Raw genomic sequence first — 20,760 nt, 5'->3', positions numbered from 1 at the left:
GTGCACTCCGTATAAAACAACCCTGAACTATAAATGCAGCTCGATTAACTCTATCGAATTGTCACTGGCTGTTAACTCTTCACCTAGCTCAATATCCTTGATTGGAATGTAAGGATTTTGAGAAACAACCGTTAAAATAGACATGAAATGTTTTGCCATAAGCTCCATGGATGATTTCTTAAACAGTTTGGTGCAATATTCGATGCCACCAGTCACCTCATGTTGATTGGCAAACACGTACAATGTGAAATCAAACTTAGAAGTCACGTGCTCTTGATCAAAGGGTTTCATACGGAAGGAATCAATTTGAATCTGTGAATTCTCGGTATTCAAATAGGAGAACATCGTATCGAATAAAGCATTCCGATTTTTATCCTTTTTCATCGCTACTTGTTGAATCAATTCTTCTAGAGGATAGTCTTGATTTTCAAATCCTCTTAACACGTTTTCTTTTACCTCATGTAAAAACTCGTAAAAGGTTTTATCTGCGGACAGCTTGTTCCGTATCGCTAACGTATTGACAAACAGACCAACAATGGATTGCACATCGGAATGGGTTCTACCAGAGACTGGTGTTCCAACAATAATGTCATCTTGCCCGGTGTATTTTGATAGAAGAATCTTGTAGGCGGCGAATAATACCATGTACATGGTTGTGCCTGTTTGTTTCTCCATTTCCTTAATGGCGTGGATCATTTGCTCATCAAATGCGAACGTTAGCATCTCACCCTCATAGCTCCGAACGGATGGTCTCGCATAATTCGTAGGCATATCAAGCAAGGTAATGTCCTCACGAAAGACATCCAGCCAATACGCTTCCTGCTTTTTCATCTGTTCGGACTGAAGCTGGGATTGTTGCCACACCGCATAATCCTTATATTGTATAGTAAGAGCAGGAAGCCCCTTGCCTTCATATAACTGACTGAATTCCTTCAATAAAATGTCTATAGAGACACCGTCCGAAATAATATGATGGATATCTAACAGCAACACATATCTTGTACGTCCAAGCTCAATCAATCCTATTCGCATGAGCGGAGCTTGCTTCAAATCAAACGGACGGACAAATTGCTGAACCAAGCCTGCTGCTTCCCTTTCGTTGGCAAACATGTACTCTACGTCGAATGATACCTCATGATGCACCCGCTGCATGGGCTCGCCATTGATGATCTCAAATCCTGTGCGCAAAGAATCATGGCGTTTGATCAGTGCTTTGAAAGCTTCTTCTAAACGCGTGAGATCTATTTCTCCTTCAATTGTCATAGCCCCTGACATATTGTAACTATTCTCTCCACCTTCAAGCTGATTAAGGATGTACATCCGTTTTTGCGCAGACGAAACGGGGTAGTACGCTCTCTCCTCAATAATAGGAATGGATGCATGCTTATCCTTTCTCAATCCATCAATGATTTCAGCTAACTGCTCAATGGTGGGGAATTGAAACACTTCTCGCAAAGACACAGTAACATCCAGTTGTTTATGAAACTTGGATACCAGAGTTGTTGCGTGTAAAGAATGGCCTCCAATGTCAAAGAAGTTATCCTTTACACCAATCTGTGAAACATCCAGAACTTCTTCAAAGATAGCAGCCACTCGTTTCTCCAGAGGGGTTCGCGGCGAAACATAAGGCGTGCCCGTTTTCATACTGCTTTCTGGAGCTGGCAAGGCTTTGCGATCAATTTTTCCGTTTGAGGATAACGGCATTTTGTCCAACTGCACATAATAGGACGGGATCATATACTCAGGAAGCTCTTTAGACAATTCTCTTCTCAACTGACCTACCGTTATTGAGACATTCCCCACAAAGTAGGCACACAATTGCTTTTGTCCTGCTTTATCTTCTCTAGCTATTACTACAGTTTCTGTAATATATTCTGTTCTTAAAAGCGCCTCTTCTACCTCTCCCAATTCGATTCGATAGCCGCGGATTTTGACTTGATGATCAATACGCCCCAAATACTCGATATTGCCGTCTGGCAGCCACCTTGCCAAGTCGCCGGTTCTGTACATTTTCGTACCATGATCAAACGGATTGTGTACAAATTTTTCCGCTGTTAGGTCAGGACGGTTTACGTATCCCCGAGCCAATCCTTCTCCCGATATGCAAAGTTCTCCGGCAACACCAACAGGCTGTAAGCGATCTGCACGGTCTATGATATACAGTTTTATATTTCCTAACGGTTTTCCAATAGGTATGCTCGATGTTTCTTCCATTTCCCCATCTGTGGAATAATACGACGCATAGATCGTTGATTCTGTTGGCCCATAGATATTCTCTAGCTTCGCAGTTAATGAAGTTGCTTTAAATCTCTTAACTGCCTTTGACAAAAGCGCCTCTCCTGCAACAAATAAATATTTCAATGCTTGAATTCTTTCATAACCGCTTTCGTCCAACTCATCCATGTAAACTAGAAATGCTTGCAGCATAGAAGGGACAAAGTTAATATGAGTAATCTGCTGCTCATGTATGGTGGTAACCAATGACGCCGGATCTTTCTCCAATCCGTGCTCTAAGATGACTAATTTACCTTGTCCAAAGAACCAGCCGAACAGCTCGCAAACGGAAACATCAAACGTATAATTCGTTTTCAACAGATACGAATCTGTAACTGCCATAGGATATTTCTTTTCCAGTTGATGCAAGATATTGACTACCGATTTATGTTCTACCATGACACCTTTAGGTTTGCCAGTTGTGCCAGACGTGTAAATAACATACGCTAATGCGTCAGTCGGCACATGTGGCAAGTTTCTATCATTGTCGCTGTATATGCTTTCATCTTCCAAGAGAAGGGGGTTTCCGGCAAATACAATACGATCCTGCAAATGCTCCTGTACTAGCAGAAGATTAGCCCCTGAATCCTCCAGAATATAGCTGATCCGCTCTTGTGGAAACTCTGGATGGATTGGCACATAAGCTCCGCCGGCTTTTAGAATAGCCAAGATGCCAATGACCATATCCACCGAGCGTTCAACCATGATTCCAACGGGTTGATCTTTTTGAACTCCTTTGGCTTTGAGTGTCCAAGCCAGTTGATTCGCCCGCCTATTCAGCTCCCGATATGTAAGCTGTTTGTACTCACCTATAACAGCAATGAATTCCGGTGTTCGTTCGGCCTGTTCTTCGAACCATTGACAAATCGCTTTCTCACTCTCGTATTCTGTTTGCGTATCATTGAAGACATGGAGAATCTGGTCCTTCTCCTCTTTCGTCAGCAGTTCGATTTCCTTTGCACCGATCCGGGGATGATTGACTAGTTGCTCCATGACTTGAACCAGATGACCCCAAATTTGCTTGACACTGGCTTGATCGAACAGCTTCGCATTGTAACCCATATTAATCTTGATCTCTTTGTCAGGGATCACAATCAGATGTAAATCATAGTTTGTTACCTCATCTGCTTTGAGTTTGGTGATCTCCAACAGAGTATCGTCCTGGCCCGATTGGTTCAATTCTTGGTCAACCGGATAGTTTTCAAACACCATAATATGGTTGATCAGGTTTTGCTTTTGCTCCATTTTCGCCTGCACTTCATAGAGCGGATAGGTTTCATATGGGCGGGAAGCTATGAAAGCTTCTTGATTTCTCTTCATAACGTCCGCCAGTGGTTCTTCCGCTCCACATCTTATGCGCACTGGAATTGTATTAATAAAGAGACCCATCATGTTTTCGATTCCTGGAATTTCTGTCGGTCTTCCCGATACCACACTTCCAAAAACAACATCTTCACTGTTGTTATATTTTTGCAGCAGAACTCCCCATGCCGTCTGAATCAATGTATTGACAGTTACTTGATTGAGACTTGCCACCTGTTGCATCTGCTGAGTCAGTTCTTTTCCAAAGTTGCAAAGCAGATGTTCTGCTACGATGCCTTTGTCATTGCGCGGCGTTTTGGCTTGTGGCAATATCGTCTGCCCATCATAACCAGCCAGATAGTCACTCCAGTAGTTTGACGCCTCCTGCTGATCTTGCTTTTGCAGCCACTCTATATAGTCACTGTACGGCGTTACAACAGCCAGTACAGGTTCTCTCTGCTGCAAACTCGCATAATATTGATCAAGCAATTCCTTGAAGAAGAGAGGAATGCACCAACCATCCATCAAGATATGATGGAAACTCCATATGAACTGGTATTTCTTTTCTTCCACTCGAATAACAGTCATTCTCAACAGCGCATCTTGACTAAGGTTAAATCCACGCAGCTTATCTTCTTTCATGCGTGTTTCTATAAGGGCCGCTTTCATGCTGTCATTGTCTCCACGCAAGTCTTCATAAATAAAATCAACCTCTTTGTTCCGGTAGACAACTTGCAATGGCACATTTCTCCAACCGTTGTAAAAGTTCGTTTTAAAGATGGCGTGTCTTTGTACCAAAGCTTCCAGACTCGCAACAAATGCTCCTGCATCTAAAGATCCTCTTACATCGAATGTGACCTGTTCAAAATAGGCTTCCGAGTTGGGATCATACAAGCTGTGGAAGTACATGCCCTTCTGCATCGGTGTTAATTCATAGACATTCTCGATTGTTCCTATATGCCGTGTTTGCTGCTCCAGCAGCTTTAATTCCTCAATCGTCATTCCTTTTACCAAAATATCGCTTGGCGTTAATTCGGTATCTTCTTTGCTTGTACAATGAGCAATGATTTCCTGAAGGCTGGTTCTCAAACATTCAACGAACCGCTCCAAAGTCTCTCTGCGATATTGATTTACGCTGTAGTTTATTGAAAACATCAACTTGCCGCCAGAAACCACACCGATGATATCCAAATCGTACAGCCTTGTTTCGTCATCGTTGAAATCTCTTCCACTAAAGTAAGACGACAGCGTTAAGCCGTTATTTTGCAAATCTTGATCAAGCTGGCCCAAATAATTAAAGCTAGTCTCTGCTTTTCTGCCAAAGTTGCCTTCTTCAATAAACGGAGACAGGTATTTCATGATGCCATAACCAATTCCTTTATTCGGGATTTTTCGCAATTGTTCTTTTGTTCTCTTTATCTGTTTAGCTACGTCTCCGTCTCCGTCCAGCTTCAGGAGAACAGGGTACTGACTTGTAAACCATCCTACTGTACGAGAAACATCAATCTTAGGAATAATTTGTTCTCTTCCATGACCTTCCACATTCACTTTGATTTCCTGTAAGCCCATCCATTTGTGAATTCCCATTCCAAGTGCGGTTAGTAAAAGATCATTAATTTCTGTGTTATAGGCCCGGTTCGAATGTTTAAGCAATTGTTCCGTTTCCTGCTTTGACCATTCTATGGATATTTGTTGACTATCTTTGATGAATGAATTGCCTACCTGATAATCTTTGGGAAGCAACCCGACCGCAGATTCAACTTCCATCCAATACGCGACTTCCTGCTCCATCTCCTTACTGGACGCGTACTCAAGCAATTGCTTGGACCAAACCTGATAAGAATCCGTTTTTGACGGGAATTGAATCTCTTCTCCTCTTGCCGCCTGCTCGTATCCTGTATTCAAATCTTCAAACAGAATTCGCCATGAAACCATATCTACCACCAGATGATGAATGGCCAGCAATAAGTGATCACCGTCTGCACATTGGAATAATCCCAATTTTAGCAACGGTCCTTGACTAATGTCGATACTGCTCTGAATTTGGTTCGCATTCTTCTCAATCGCAGCAGTCGGATTCGCCTCTGCTCTCAGATCAATCAGGCTGAGGCTATAAAACTCTCCTTCCTCTATCCCAAGGTTCCATGCCTCGTACCCGATTTCCGTTTGGCGATATACCGAGCGAAGTACATCATGATGCTCGACTATCCTCTGGATCACCCTGCGAAGCACAAATACGTCAAAGCCTTGCTCGCGATATACCATGAAGGATTGATTGAAATGATGGACATGCTTCATTTTTTGTTCAAAAAACCATTGTTGAATCGGGGTTAATGCTAGCTCTCCCGTTACCTCTTCTTGTGAAGCAATTGTAACAAGAGGTTCAACATAAGGACTTAACTGCGCTATTGTTGGATGTCTCAATAAATCCTTCATTCCGACCTGATAGCCCTCTTGAAACAGCTTGGAAGAAACCTGGATAAACTTGATCGAGTCTCCACCGAGATCGTAGAAATTATCCAGCACTCCGATCTTGGATACCCCTAACACCGTTTTCCAGATAGAAACCAGTATCTCTTCCACCTCAGTTCTTGGGGCTACATACTGCGTTCCCGCACCCATACTTTCTTTTATAACAGGCAACGCTTTGCGATCTATTTTACCGTTTGGTGTCAACGGCATTTGTTCCATTTGATGAAACATGGCGGGAATCATGTAGTTGGGAAGCGTTTTGGATAAATCATTTCGCATCTCTACTAGAGACAATGCTCGCTCTGCCACAAAATAAGCGCATAAGTGTTTTGATCCTTCTTCTTCTTCCCTAACTACAACGATCGCTTCCTGAACTGATTCAACTTTTAACAGCGCTTCTTCGATTTCGCCTAGTTCAATCCGGTAGCCTCGGATTTTCACTTGATGATCTATTCGACCGACATAATCGATATTGCCGTCGGGCAGCCATCTGGCCAAGTCACCTGTTCTGTACATTCTTTGCCCTGGTTGAAATGGATTTTCCACAAACTTTTCCTTTGTCAATTCCGGCCGATTTAAATAGCCACGCGCAACTCCGATTCCAGACAGGCACAGCTCCCCTGCTACTCCGATAGGAAGCAGTTGGTTTGACTGATTAAGTATATAAGCATGATGATTATCGATCGTTTTGCCGATAGGAATTGATTGATAGTTCATAGGTTCTGAATAGCTGTGCCAGAGCGTCGCTATCATCGAATCCTCTGTAGGACCATAAGCATTTACATGAAACGTTTTTTCTCTCCATCGTTTAGCTAATGCAACAGGTGTAACACTCCCGCCTGTCAGTACCTTCTTGAAAGCTGGCATATGGTCAGGATTTAAATAGGCTGCATACGCCGGAGGCAGCAAAGCTGTTGTAACCTTATGTTCATCTATAAATTTCTCGAAAGAACGGTAATCGAGAATGACTTCTTTCGATGGAATACATAAAGTAGCTCCAAAGAAGAGCGCCATCAGGATTTCCCAAATTGAAGCATCAAAAGAGAAGCTGGCAAATTGAACAACTTTGTCTTCCGCATTCATTTGCAGGGCGCGACCAAAAGTTGCTTTTACATTGCACGGCCCCAGATGCTCAATCATAACTCCTTTCGGCTTGCCCGTTGTTCCCGATGTATATATAACATATGCCAAGTCATTGCTAGAAACCTTTACTTCCAGGTTAGATCCGTCTTCATGGTAAGATGATTCATCATTGAGATTGATACATTTTCCTAGGAAAGAAATGCGATCCAGCAAATGCTGCTGCAGTAATAAAATCTTGGTGCCCGAATCCTCCAACGTATAACGAATCCGTTCCTCAGGGTACTCCGGGTCAATGGGTATATAGGCACAGCCTGCTTTTAACACGGCAAGTATCGCGACCACCATTTCGATAGAACGGAACGTCATAATGCCAATGAGCTGTTCTGCCTCCAGCCCCTCTTCCTTCAGTCTTCGAGCGAGTTGATTAGCTCTTTCGTTCAGCTTACGATAGGTTATCTTTTGATTTTCATACACCACCGCCACTTGCTCAGGCGTTTCCTTAACTTGCTGCTCAAACAATTGATGAATTGTCATCTGCAGCGGAATTTCTGATTTCACACCACTAAAACCCAGTATTTTGCTTCTTTCGTGCCCTGACTGGATTTCCATTCTATGAATTTCCAGTTCGGAATCATTCAAAGTGACGGACAAAATGTAGTTTAGATTCTCTGTCATCTGAAGCAAAAAATCCTGATCATAAAGCTTCTCATTATATTGCACCTTCAGGTTAATGAGATCCTCCCCTGCATCAAAGCGAAATGCGGTATCAAAGACAACCGCTTCATCAAAATCAAATGTATGAATTTGATCTAGCGAAACGATTGTATGAATGATTGGAAGATTATTTTCATCATAACGCAAGTCTAATTGCTGTACGATCTTGCTGAAGGGAACGTTTTGATTATCAATAGCGCCCCTTATTGCTTGCTTCGTTTGATGTAATAACGATTTGAAGGTGCTTTGCTTGTTCGTTTTACTTTTCAGAGCCAATACTTTTTTATGGCTGAAAAAAAGGTCATTTTCTAAGGCAAAGGAGGGTGTCCCTAAGATAATCGTCTCTGTGCCTGCATATTTGTGAAAGAGACATTGAATGCCAGACAACAGAATAATATAGAGCGCCATGTCGGATCCGTTAGCTATTGCTCTCACTCGCTGAGATACGTCAGAAGACAAAGAGGTGGAAATAACGCTGCGACGCATCCCGGTACTGTCACTGCTATTTGCAGGTGTGGGTTTAAAATAAGGCAGCGTATCTATCGTTTCTCCCTCGTCAAATGCTTGTTGCCAATACAATTCCTGCGTTTTGAATTCCGACAAAGTAAAGCACCCCGTTTCAATAATAATTACTTCCGTCAATCATCTGCGTTCAGGCTCTTGTTAGAGCCGGCTAAAAATGGAACTCCAGTACATCAAGCATGCTGCTCGCTTTTACAGTTTTTTCACTTAGCTTGATATCGCTAATTTTGATGCACGGATCTTGGCAGACGCTCGATAAGATGCTTACATAATCCTGTGACAGTAGAGCTATCAATTCTCTGCTGAATAGCTTGATGCAATATTCAAAATTGGCTTTGACTTGTCTATTGTCGAGGGTTACATACAAAGATAGATCAAACTTGGAGATGGAGTGATCTTCTTTATAGTCTTCAAACGTCAAGGAATTGATAGCAAATTCGATGGCTTCAATATTTTGCAGAGTAAACATCGTATCGAATATTGCGTTTCGACTGGCATCTTTTTTGGAATTCACTTTCTGCATAAGCAAATCAAACGGATAATTTTGATGCTCGTATGCTCGCAGCATGTTTTCTTTCACTTCATTTACATATTGGATAAATGTCTTTTCTCCAGATGGAGCACTCCGAATTGCTAATGTATTTACAAACATTCCAACAATTCCATCTAAATCAGCATGATTTCTCCCAGCGATAGGTGTACCAATGATGATGTCGTCTTGTCCGCTATATTTCGCCAGAAGGATTGTATAGGCTGCGAACAAGATCATAAATTGTGTGGATTCAGTCTGAATTTCAATCTCTCGAACCCCTTGAATCAAGTGATCGTCAATGACAACCTCCACTATGTCTCCCTCGTAGGCTCGTACCGATGGTCTCTCGTAATCCATTGGCATATCCAACTGCGGTATTTCTCCACTTAATACCTCCAGCCAATACTCTTCTTGCTTTTGCATGAGATTGCTCTGGATCTCAGATTGTTGCCATACCGCATAATCTTTATAGTGAATTGAAATTGGCAGGAGTTCATTTCCTTCATATAGTTGGCTAAATTCGTTCATCAGAATGTTCATGGATACGCCATCAGAGATAATGTGATGCATATCAAGCAATAAAATATGATGATCAATATTCAGCTCAAGCAATCCTACTCTCATTAGCGGTGCTTTCTCGAAATCAAACGATCTGGCAAAAGAGCGAACACAATCTCTCACTTCATGTTCCCCTACCAAGAACTGCTCCACAGTAAATTCCACTTCAGGGTAGATACGCTGCATCGGCTCTCCATCTACAATCTCGAAACCGGTTCGGAGCGACTCATGGCGACGTATCAAGCTTTGAAACGCTGCTTCCAAGCGTCCACGATCAAGCGGTCCATTTATGATAATACGATACGTGATGTTATAACTCAGCTCTCCGCCATCAACTTGGCTTAATAAATACATCCGTTTCTGCGCTGAAGAGACGGGATAGTGTTCTCTCTCATCGGCCACCGGAATGCTTGTATAGGCCTGCTGTTCCTTGCCCGATATTACTCCGGAGATCTCTTCGATTGTCGGATGCCGGAATAAATCTTTCACTGAAATGTGATAACCCATCTCTTTATGCAGCTTAGCCACCAAGGTTGTTGCACGTAAGGAATGTCCTCCTACGTCGAAAAAATTATCATTGATGGAGATTTTGGATAAGCCTAACACCTCTTTCCAAATCTTTGCCATCTGGTCTTCAATAAGCGTTCGAGGTGCTACATAACTCGAACCGGTATGCAAATCGGCTGCCGGAAGCGGCAACGCTTTGCGGTCAATCTTGCCGTTTTGCGTAAGCGGCATTTTATTCAGTTTGATCAGATAAGCGGGCACCATATGAGAAGGAAGCTCTTGCGATAATTGATGTTTGATCTGTCCTACAGTTACTGAGTTATCCCCTACGTAATAAGCACATAGCTGCTTTAAGCCGTCTTCATCCTCACGAGCAATTACAATCGCTTCTCCAATGGAATCCAATCTCAGGAGAGCAGCCTCCACCTCGCCTAATTCAATCCGGAATCCACGGATTTTCACCTGATGATCGATCCGTCCTTTAATTTCAATCAAGCCATCGGCAGTCCATCTCACCAGATCCCCTGTCCTGTAACCGCGTTGCCCGCTTTTTAAGAAGGAGCATTCTACAAACTTCTCTTTCGTTAATTCAGGCTGATTCAAATATCCGCGAGCTACACCATCTCCGCTAACGAGTAATTCACCCCATACTCCGACAGGTTGCAAATTCATCCACTTGTCTACAACGTAAGCAGTAGAATTACGAATCGGTCTGCCGATCGGAACATCTTCTGTTTGTTCGGTCTCAAGCGGATACCAGGTAGAGAAGGTTGTATTTTCTGTCGGCCCATATATATTGGCGAGGTTTACATTTGGATTATCCTGCAATACTTGGTTAATGATTGGTAAGGACAGCATCTCTCCACCAACCAGTACCCTCTTGAGATTTCCAAGCCATTTACTGTCTTGTTTGGAAAGCTGGTTGAATAAGGCCGTGGTGATAAACATAGTATTAATCTCAAGCTGCTCGATCACGTTTTTCATACGCACTTCATCCAGTACAGCTTCTTTTTCTACAAAACATACTCTTCCGCCATTCAATAAAGCTCCCCAAATTTCGAATGTCAGAGCATCAAACACAAGCGATCCGGTTTGTAAGATACACGTTCTTTGGTTTAGCCCCACATAATTTGTATTTTTCACCAGTCGCACCACATTGCGATGCTCTACCATGACTCCTTTAGGCTTGCCAGTCGTTCCGGAAGTAAAGATGATATATGCCAAGTCGGTTGGTCCCAATATGCATTCCAGATTGGAGCAGTCATGGTGGTAAGACTGGACGTCATCCAAGATGATCCTTTTACCGTTAAAAGATACACGATCGTGCAAATATTGATTTGCCAGCAGCAGCTTTGCACACGAGTTTTCCAATAAATAGCTTGGGAATTTCGGATCAATCGGCACATAAGCTCCACCCGCTTTCAAAATGGCGACAATTCCAATCAACATCTCGGCGGAGCGATCCATCATAATTCCAACCAATTGATCAGCCTGAAGTCCCTCGGCTCTCAGTGTTCGCGCTAGTTGGTTGGCGCGTTCATTTAATTCCCGATATGTCAGTTGCTTATTTTCGAATACGACAGCTATTTGTTCTGGTACGAGGTCCACCTGCTCTTCGAACAAATGGGAAATTGTCTTCTCACTCGGGTATTCAGCCGTTGTGTCGTTAAATTCGTGAAGAATTTGTTTCTTTTCCAATTCAGTCAAAAGCGTGATATCTTTCATACGAATGTAAGGATCACCCACAACCTGCTTCATGATTTGGATGAAATGCTCCTTAATTTGCATGACACTTGCATGATCATACGTATTGGCATTATAAGAAAACTCAACTTTCATTTCTCCCTCAGGATCAACAATCACGTTAAAATCGTAGTTGGTTTGTTCTTCAACCATGACATTGCCAATACGTAGTACATCCTGTTCATCCGATTGCACATGGTTTTTTTGCTGCTCAACAGGATAGTTTTCAAAAATCATAATATTGGATATCAACTGCTGTTGCTGATCTACGTTTGCTTGTATCTCATACAATGGGTACATATCGTATTGATGAGACACGATTGCCGTTTCCTGAATTCTTTTCATTACTTCCGTAAATGTTTCATCGGCCTCACAATGAATGCGTACAGGAATTGTATTGATAAACAATCCGATCATCGTCTCTATACCCGGTATCTCCTCGCGTCTTCCGGACACTACGGTTCCAAACACGACATCTTCACTGTTGTTATATTTCTGCAATAAAATTCCCCAAGCAGCCTGCATCAACGTATTGATCGTCACCCGATTAACAGTTGTCGTCTGTTTTATACGCTGTGTCAGTTCTTCATCGAATTTGCAAACGACTTTCTCAGAAACATAGCCTTCAATTATTTCCTGACTATTTTTCTTCGGCAATACGGTCTGACCCTCATAGCCGGACAAGTAATCAAGCCAGTATGAAGACGCCTCGTTTGGATTCTGGTTAACTAGCCATTCAATAAAGTGACTGTATGGTGTTTCCTTCGTTTGCATCGGCTGTCTAGATTGCTGGATAGCATAATAGGTATCAAACAATTCTTTAAAAATAAGCGGTGTGCACCAACCGTCCATTACAATATGATGGAAGCTCCAAATCATAAGGTACTTTTCTTCTTCCAACCGTATAATAGACATTCGCATCAAGCTTTCCTGTGCTAGATCGAAACCTTTTTCCATGTCCGATCTTTTGTACCCTCTCACGAAATCTTCTCTCTGTGCCGCATTTCGTCCTCGTAAATCTAGAAAAGCACACTCAGGTTTTTTATCCTGATAGACGACTTGTACAGGCGAGTCCAATAATTCACTATAGAAGTTCGTTCGGAATACAGCATGCTTTCGCACTAGAATTTGCAAGCTGTTTACAAAAAAGTCAACATTTACACTGCCATGTACTTCGAAAGAAGACTGTTGAAAATAAGCCCTTGATTGTGGCTCTAGCAAGTGGTGGAACAGCATCCCCTTTTGCATAGGGGTCAACGGATATACATTCTCGATTGCTCCTATATGTCGTGTTTGCTCAACAAGCTGATCCAACTCTTCCATTGTTATATTTATCAACGAGAAATCACTTGGTGTTGATTCAGCTTCTTCCTTTGTCACACAATGTCCAATGACCTGCTGCAGGTTTGCTCGCAACAATTCAGTTAGTTGTTGCATAGTTCCCATGCGGTACTGGTTGCGACTGTAGGTAACGGTAAACGACAACACCCCTTTGGAAATACCTCCGTTTATTTCTAACGGAAACAGTTTAGACTGGTTACCGCTTATCGTTTGCCCCTCTGAATAGGACGAGATTTGCACGTCATTGTTTTGAAGGTCCTGATCAAACTGTCCCAAATAATTAAAGCTAATCTCAGGCTGGACTGTATAGGGAGGTTTGTCTGGAAATGCTGATAAATACCTGAGAATTCCATAACCTATACCCTTGTTCGGAATTTGGCGCAGTCCTTCCTTGATTCTCTTGATGTGCTTGGAGATGTTCTGATCAGCTTCGATCTGGAGGACAACTGGATACTGGCTGGTAAACCACCCTACCGTCCGTGTAATGTCCAGCCCGGGAAGTATTTGTTCCCTGCCGTGCCCTTCCAGATTGACAACTATTTGTTCCATGCCCGTCCATTTGTGTACCGCCATTCCTAGTGCCGTCAACAACAGATCGTTGATTTCCGTGTGATACGCGCGATGTGTTTGTTTTACCAGTTGTTCCGTTTCTTGCGCGGTCCATTCTATCGTGATGGTTTCGCTGTCTTTGACGAGTCCGCAATCCCGGTCGTAATCCTTTGGCAGCGGACCTGTTTCACCCCCTTCGATTTGCTTCCAGTAGGCGAGCTCTTGTTTTACTTCTTCACTGTCTGCATATTGGGACAACTGTTCAGCCCATAGCTTAAAGGAATCTGTTTTTTGAGGCAGTTGGATTTCTTTGCCCGCTAACGCCTGGCCATAGCCGTCGTTGATATCTTCGAATAAAATTCGCCACGAAACCCCGTCTACCACCAAATGGTGAATCACGATTAACAGATGGTCCCCATCTGTGCATGTAAATAGACCAAGCTTTACCAACGGCCCCTGCGTTATGTCTATACTTGCTTGAATCTGATTGGCCTTCGCTTCAATTACCTCGGCAGCGTTGGACTCCGCTCGCAAATCAACTACGTCTAAGCTATAGAGCTTTCCGTCTTCCGTGCCCCTGTTCCATGCTTCATAACCGCTTGCAGTTGGTCGATATACCGTGCGGAGCACATCATGATGCTCTAGAACCTTCGTCATCACTTTGGCTAGAGCCGCTTCGTCAAATCTTTGTTCTCGGTATAACATAAACGACTGGTTAAAGTGATGAGCCTTCGTGATGAAGTTTTCATAGAACCAGTGCTGAATAGGTGTCAGTATGGCACTGCCCGTTACCTCACCCTGTTCGATATTTCTACCAATTGGCTCCACGTATTGACTTAACAGAGCTACAGTTGGATATTTAAACAATTGCTTCATGCTTACTCGATACCCTGCCTGGAACAATCTTGACGAAACCTGAATCGATTTAATCGAGTCGCCTCCAAGATCAAAGAAATTATCTGCAACTCCTACTTTGGCAACGCCTAACACAGCTTGCCAAATCTCAACCAGTAATTCTTCAACCTTCGTTCGCGGAGCTACGTACTCCACTCCGCTCTCAATGCTCACCGGTATAGCCAGTAACGCCTTGCGATCAATTTTATCGTTCGTGGTTAACGGCATCTTCGCCAGTCTTACAAAATAAGCGGGAATCATATAGGAAGGCAGCCATTTTGACAGCTCGTTTCTGATTTGCACTATCGTCATACGGTCATCCGCCACGAAGAAAACACACAGCTTGTTCATGCCCTGTTCATCCTTAACCGCAATTACCACCGCTTCTTGTATTTCATCTATGCTCAATAGCACGGATTCTATCTCGCCCGTTTCAATCCGATTCCCCATGATTTTGATCTGGAAATCCATTCGGCCCACATATTCAATATTTCCATCTGGCAACCACCTTGCCAAATCACCTGTCCGGTACATTCTCTCTTTCGGACAAAACGGATTTGTTACAAATTTCTCTGCTGTCAACTCGGAGTGATTTAAATACCCTCGAGCCAATCCTGCACCAGCTACACATAACTCACCGATTACTCCGATAGGAAGCAGGTGGTCAGATTTATCAATAATGTACACGGATGTATTCGTGATCGGCTTTCCAATTGAAATTTTCTGATTCGAACTTGTGATTAAAAGGAAGGTGGACACCACGCTATTTTCCGTTGGTCCGTATTCGTTATAAATCACAACGTTATCGTTCATGCTCGTCAGCTTTTGGATTAAAGTAGGTGTAGCTTTGTCTCCCCCTATGGTCACATGGGTGACGAAGCTCATATCCTCTGGATTCATGTTTTCGAGTATCGTCATCAGGAAGCTCGGCGGGCTTTGCAGATGAGTAATTTTTTGTGAAGCAACAACAGATTTGATCGCCATGGGATCTTTACATTTCTCATCATTGAGTAATATGACGGTTGCACCTGAGACAATCGGACCAAAAAAATGCGTAATAAATGCGTCAAACACATAGGGAGTCATCATCAAAACTCGATCTTTGCTTGAGAAACCGTAACATTCCTTTTTCCACAAAATCGTATTAAGAATGCTGCTGTGCTCTACCATGACACCTTTTGGCTCCCCGGTAGTTCCCGATGTATAGATGACATAGGCCAACTGATTCGGTTCTGTTCCCTTCTTCAAATTAGACGCGTCGTTTTCAAATGAACGCGGATCATCCAAACTGATTTTCTCTACATAAGGGACCCGCTCTACTAAATGTTGTTGCCCTAATAAAAGCTTCACTCTGGAATTTTTTACGATGTATTCGATCCGTTCCTCAGGATAATCCGGATCAATCGGGACATAGGCTCCTCCTGCTTTCAAAATAGCCAATAGTCCAATTACCATCTCTAATGAACGTTCTGTCATAATGCCAATCAACTGATTGGACGACACTCCCGCCTTTTGCAACGTTCGCGCTATCTGATTGCTGCGATCATTTAGTTCACGATATGTTAATTGTCTGTCTTCAAATACAAAAGCGATTTGTTCAGGTGTGCGCTCTACTTGTTCTTCAAACAATTGGTGAATCGTTTGATCATGTGGGTAGTCAACGAAAGTACTGGCAAACTCTTCTATAATCTGTTCTCTTTCCTGAGAGGTAATGATTTCAAGTGTTGATATTTTCGCTTCAGAATGATTAAGTGCCTTATCAATGAGCTGCAAAAGATGCCCGGCCATCCGTTGAATCGTCTCCTGTGTGTACAAAGCCGTCGCATATTCGAAGCTGCAGCAAATTTGGCCTCCCCGTTCTTCAACCAGCAAAGCCAAATCCATTTTTGCTACCGTGTGTTCACTCACGTAAGAGCTAAGCTGCAATTCGTTGATGGGTGATGGCATTTGATCCATGTTTTGCAGCACAAGCATCGTATCAAATAACGGATTTCGACTCCGATCCCTTTTAAGGTTTAATTTTTCTACCATTTCTTCAAATGGATAAGACATGTTTTCAAATGCCCGGAGTACATTTTCTTTCACGTCCTGCACATATTCGGAGAATAGCTTCTCCCCTAATGGCTCATTTCTTAAAGCCAAGGTGTTTACAAACATCCCGATCGTATTCTCAAGACCTGCATGCTTCCTTCCCGCTACAGGGCTGCCTACAATAATATCTTCTTGACCCGAATATTTAGACAATAAAATGGTATAGGCGGACAACAAAACCATGTACAAGGTGGAGTCCATTTGTACAGCCATTTGCTTTAGCCGTCTGCTTCTTTCTTCATCAATAACAAATCGGTGGGTTTCACCCAAAAAATTTCTTTCCGATGGTCGAACAAAATCGGTCGGCATTTCTAATATAGGTAATTCACCATGAAATACCTCTAGCCAATAAGCTTCCTGACTTTTCATCTGTTCGCTTTGCATGTCACCTTGCTGCCACACCGCATAGTCCCTATATTGAATGCGCAATGGCTCCAGCGTTTTCCCTTCATACAGCTGAAATAATTCCTTCATGAAAATGTTCATAGATTCGCCATCAAAAATGATGTGATGCATGTCGAACACTACTAAATGGTCGTCTGAGTCTAGCTCTACCACTCCCACTCGCATAAGCGGTGCTTTCTCAAAATCAAATGGACGTACAAAATTTTGAATTAACTCATCCGTTTTTTCTCTGCCAGCTTTTGTATACTCTACAGAAAATTCCACTTTATCGTGTATTAGCTGTACGGGTTCTCCATTCCTTAACTCAAAAGACGTTCTCAAGGACTCATGACGCTGAATCAAGCCTTGGAAAGCTTCTTGTAACCGCAGAAGATGCAGAGGACCTTTAATAGCTATAACTTCTGGTATGTTATAACTGATTTCGCCTCCCTCTAATTGGCTTAGTATGTACATCCGTTTCTGCGCCGAGGATACGGGGTAGTACTCTCTCTCGTCCGCGATTGGAATAGACTCATAGGCCTCGTGATCCGGCATGTTTGCGCAGGATGAAAGATTGGCCAAGAAGAACTCAATCGTCGGATACCGGAACAGATGAGTGATGTTTGCCTTTTGTCCAATTGTATGCTCCATCCTAGCGCTCAGACGGATCGCTTTCATTGAGTCCCCACCTAGCTCGAAGAAATTATCTTGGATTCCAACTTGTCCGATTCGGAGCACGTCCTGCCAAATCGCTGCCAGCGTCTTCTCCGTCTCATTGCGCGGCGCCACGTATTCGCTTCCTGCCTGCACCAGCCCTTGCGGCTCCGGCAGCGCCTTCCGGTCCACCTTGCCGTTAGCTGTCAGCGGAATCCGCGCCACTTCCACCAGATACGACGGCACCATATAATCCGGCAAGCTCTCCCTCAAATACGCACGCAATTTGGATGCATCGAATGCCCCGCCGCTTACCACGTACGCGCACAGGTACGCTTCGTCATCCTCATCTTTCCGGGCGACGACCACCGCTTCCTTCACGTCCACGTGCTGCACCAGACGGTACACGATTTCGCCTGTCTCGATCCGGTACCCTCGGATTTTCACCTGCTCGTCGATCCGGCCCATGTACTCCAGGTTCCCGTCCGGCAACCATCTTGCCAGGTCTCCCGTCCGGTACATCCGCTCGCTAGGTTCAAACGGATTGTCCACGAACTTCTCCGCCGTCAGTTCCGGACGGTTCAAATACCCGCGCGTCACGCCTGCCCCGGCCACGTACATTTCCCCGGCTACGCCCAAAGGGGCAAGGCGTCCGTTCTTGTCTAGAATCATGACCGACAACGTAGGGATCGGTTTGCCGATGTTGCTGATGTTCGTCCGGATATCTTCGGCGGTAATTTCCTTGTATGTCACGTGCACAGTCGTTTCCGTAATGCCGTACATGTTGATCAGAAGGGCATCGGGATACGCCTTCGCCCACGGTTCCAGTTGTGCGGGAGATAGCGCTTCCCCGCCGAATATGACTTTGCGGACAGATAGATTCCCCTTCGTTTCCTGGTCGCACACTTCGTGGATCAGACTGTAGAACGCCGTTGGCGTTTGGTTCAAAATCGTCACGCGTTCGCGATCCAGCAGCTCGGCGAACAACCGCGGTTCCTGGGCCGTCCGTTTCGGCACGATAACCAGCTTGCCTCCGTACAACAACGCGCCGTACATTTCCCATACCGAGAAATCGAAGCAGAACGAATGGAACATCGTCCAGACGTCGCTCGCGCCGAAGTCGAACAGGTTATTGTCGTTAAAGAGCAGCCGCACGACGTTGCGATGCTCCACCATGACCCCTTTCGGCTTGCCCGTCGATCCCGACGTATAGATCACGTACGCCAGATCGTTCGGCCCGTTTGCCGCAGACAGGTTCACGGTGTCGCACGCATGCAACGGCACGTTCGTCAGGTTCAGCACGGTTCCTTCGTAATCTTGAGGTACTTCCGCGTCCCCGTATACAAGCAACAGTCTTGCGCCGCTGTCTTCCAGCATGTACGCAATCCGCTCCGCCGGGTACGCTGGATCGATCGGCAAGTACGCGCCGCCCGCCTTGAGGATCGCGAGAATTCCCGCGATCATCTCTGTCGACCGCTCCGCCATGATCCCCACGATCCGGTCGGCTCCTATGCCTCGTGCCTGGAGCGCATGCGCCAGTTGGTTCGCCTTCGCGTTCAGCTCCCCATACGTCAACCATTGAGACTCGAATACGACCGCCGCTGCATCCGGCGTCCGCTCCGCCTGTTCCTCGAACAGCGCGTGGATCGTCTTGTCATTCGGATAGCCCGCCTTCGTATCGTTAAAATCGATCAACAATTTTGTTCTTTCGTCAGGAGTCATCAAATCGAGTTCATCGATCGATTGGTGGGGATCTTGGATAATCTGTTGAATCAGATTAGAGATATGGGAATACATCAGGCTAATATCATCGTCAGAGAATACATTGGTGCGATAATCGAAGTCCATTCTCAAATGTTTTTTTGCCTTCGTATGCTGCACCCTTACCAATAATTCGTTCTCTTCGTGACCGCCGAATACCAGGTCCATTTCGTATTCGAACAAATCGTTCGCAAAAATGGAAGATCTTTGGAAATTCATAGCTGCACGAAATAATGGATTGGTATGATTGTAGTTTTGACGCAACTCATGAACAAGCAGGTTAAAAGGGTATTTCTGATGCTCTGCGATAACGGATTTTTTCTCAGAAACAGCCTGAATAAAGGACAACACGTCTTGTTTACCCTCGATAGACATTCGAAACGGCACGGTACTTACAAACATGCCGAGCATTTCTTGTTCATTGGCATTTGTTCGATTGGCGTAGTACGTTCCGATCACTTGATCATTGTTCGAGGTCACTTTATACAGGTATAAGTGCAATGCCGAAAAAAACATAGTAAAAGTAGTAATCTTATGTTCATCGCCAAATCTTCTGATGTCATCATGCATCTCAGGCGCAATAGAAAAAGACTTTCTTTCGCCTGCCGTGCATGCAGACCGTTTGCCATGTAGAATATCCTGACTGTCGTAGGAAAAGGATTGGAATTCTTGCAGCCAGAATTCTCTATCCTGAACAAAACGATCGGAATTTTCGTACTCCGATTCGCTTTTGATAAATTCTATGTAAGATGGCCTTATTTGAGAGGGAACGCTACCTCGCAATAACCCGTCGTAAATATCCATGATTTCCTTTGCGATCAGTTCCATCGTATAACCATCGCAAATAATATGATGTATTCGAAACAGAATGACACATTCAACTTGGCTTATTAAAATAAATCGAATTTGAACCAAGTCTAAGTCATTCAGAGTCATTATTTTTCTAGACTCTTCAAAGATGTATGAACCAACATCCATCGTTGATCCATCGATCACTTTCAAATCAGCGACGCTAGAACTTCGAAAATATTGTTCAGGCTCATCTTCTCCAAAGACTTGGGTGCGAAGGGAAGGATTTCGTTCAATCAAAAGGAAGATTGCATTTTTCAACAGTCCGTAATCTATGGAGCCCGTTTGAGATTGCAATTTCAAGGAAAACAAAGGGGCACTTAATCCCGTGTTCGGCAGTAATTTTTCGGTATTCCAAATTCTCTTCTGCGCATTTGTTAATGGATATTTGGTTGAATCTAACATGGTTGGAATCCCCCCTAAAATATTTATTGAATGGCTTACACTGCCTCTACCTTTTCTGGTTTCTTGGTGACCAAGGAGTAGAACACCCCCGACTGATCCATCAGTTGCTGGTGATTGCCTTTCTC

General features: G+C 43.9%; 2 protein-coding genes. Both read right to left on the bottom strand.

The window, feature by feature from the left end:
* Positions 1–27 precede the first annotated feature (27 nt).
* On the bottom strand, positions 28–8,448 hold the full coding sequence (locus tag GCU48_RS22185) for a non-ribosomal peptide synthetase (protein WP_208811893.1): 8,421 nt from the start codon (positions 8,446–8,448) through the stop codon (positions 28–30).
* A 70-nt stretch (positions 8,449–8,518) separates the two neighbouring features.
* Complete coding sequence (locus GCU48_RS22180) at positions 8,519–20,635, bottom strand: non-ribosomal peptide synthetase (RefSeq protein WP_167518745.1); 12,117 nt, start codon at positions 20,633–20,635, stop codon at positions 8,519–8,521.
* Positions 20,636–20,760 lie beyond the last annotated feature (125 nt).

The sequence above is a fragment of the Paenibacillus brasilensis genome (assembly GCF_009363115.1).
GTDB classification, from domain to species: domain Bacteria; phylum Bacillota; class Bacilli; order Paenibacillales; family Paenibacillaceae; genus Paenibacillus; species Paenibacillus brasilensis.
This window is presented reverse-complemented; position numbering and strand designations above follow the sequence as displayed.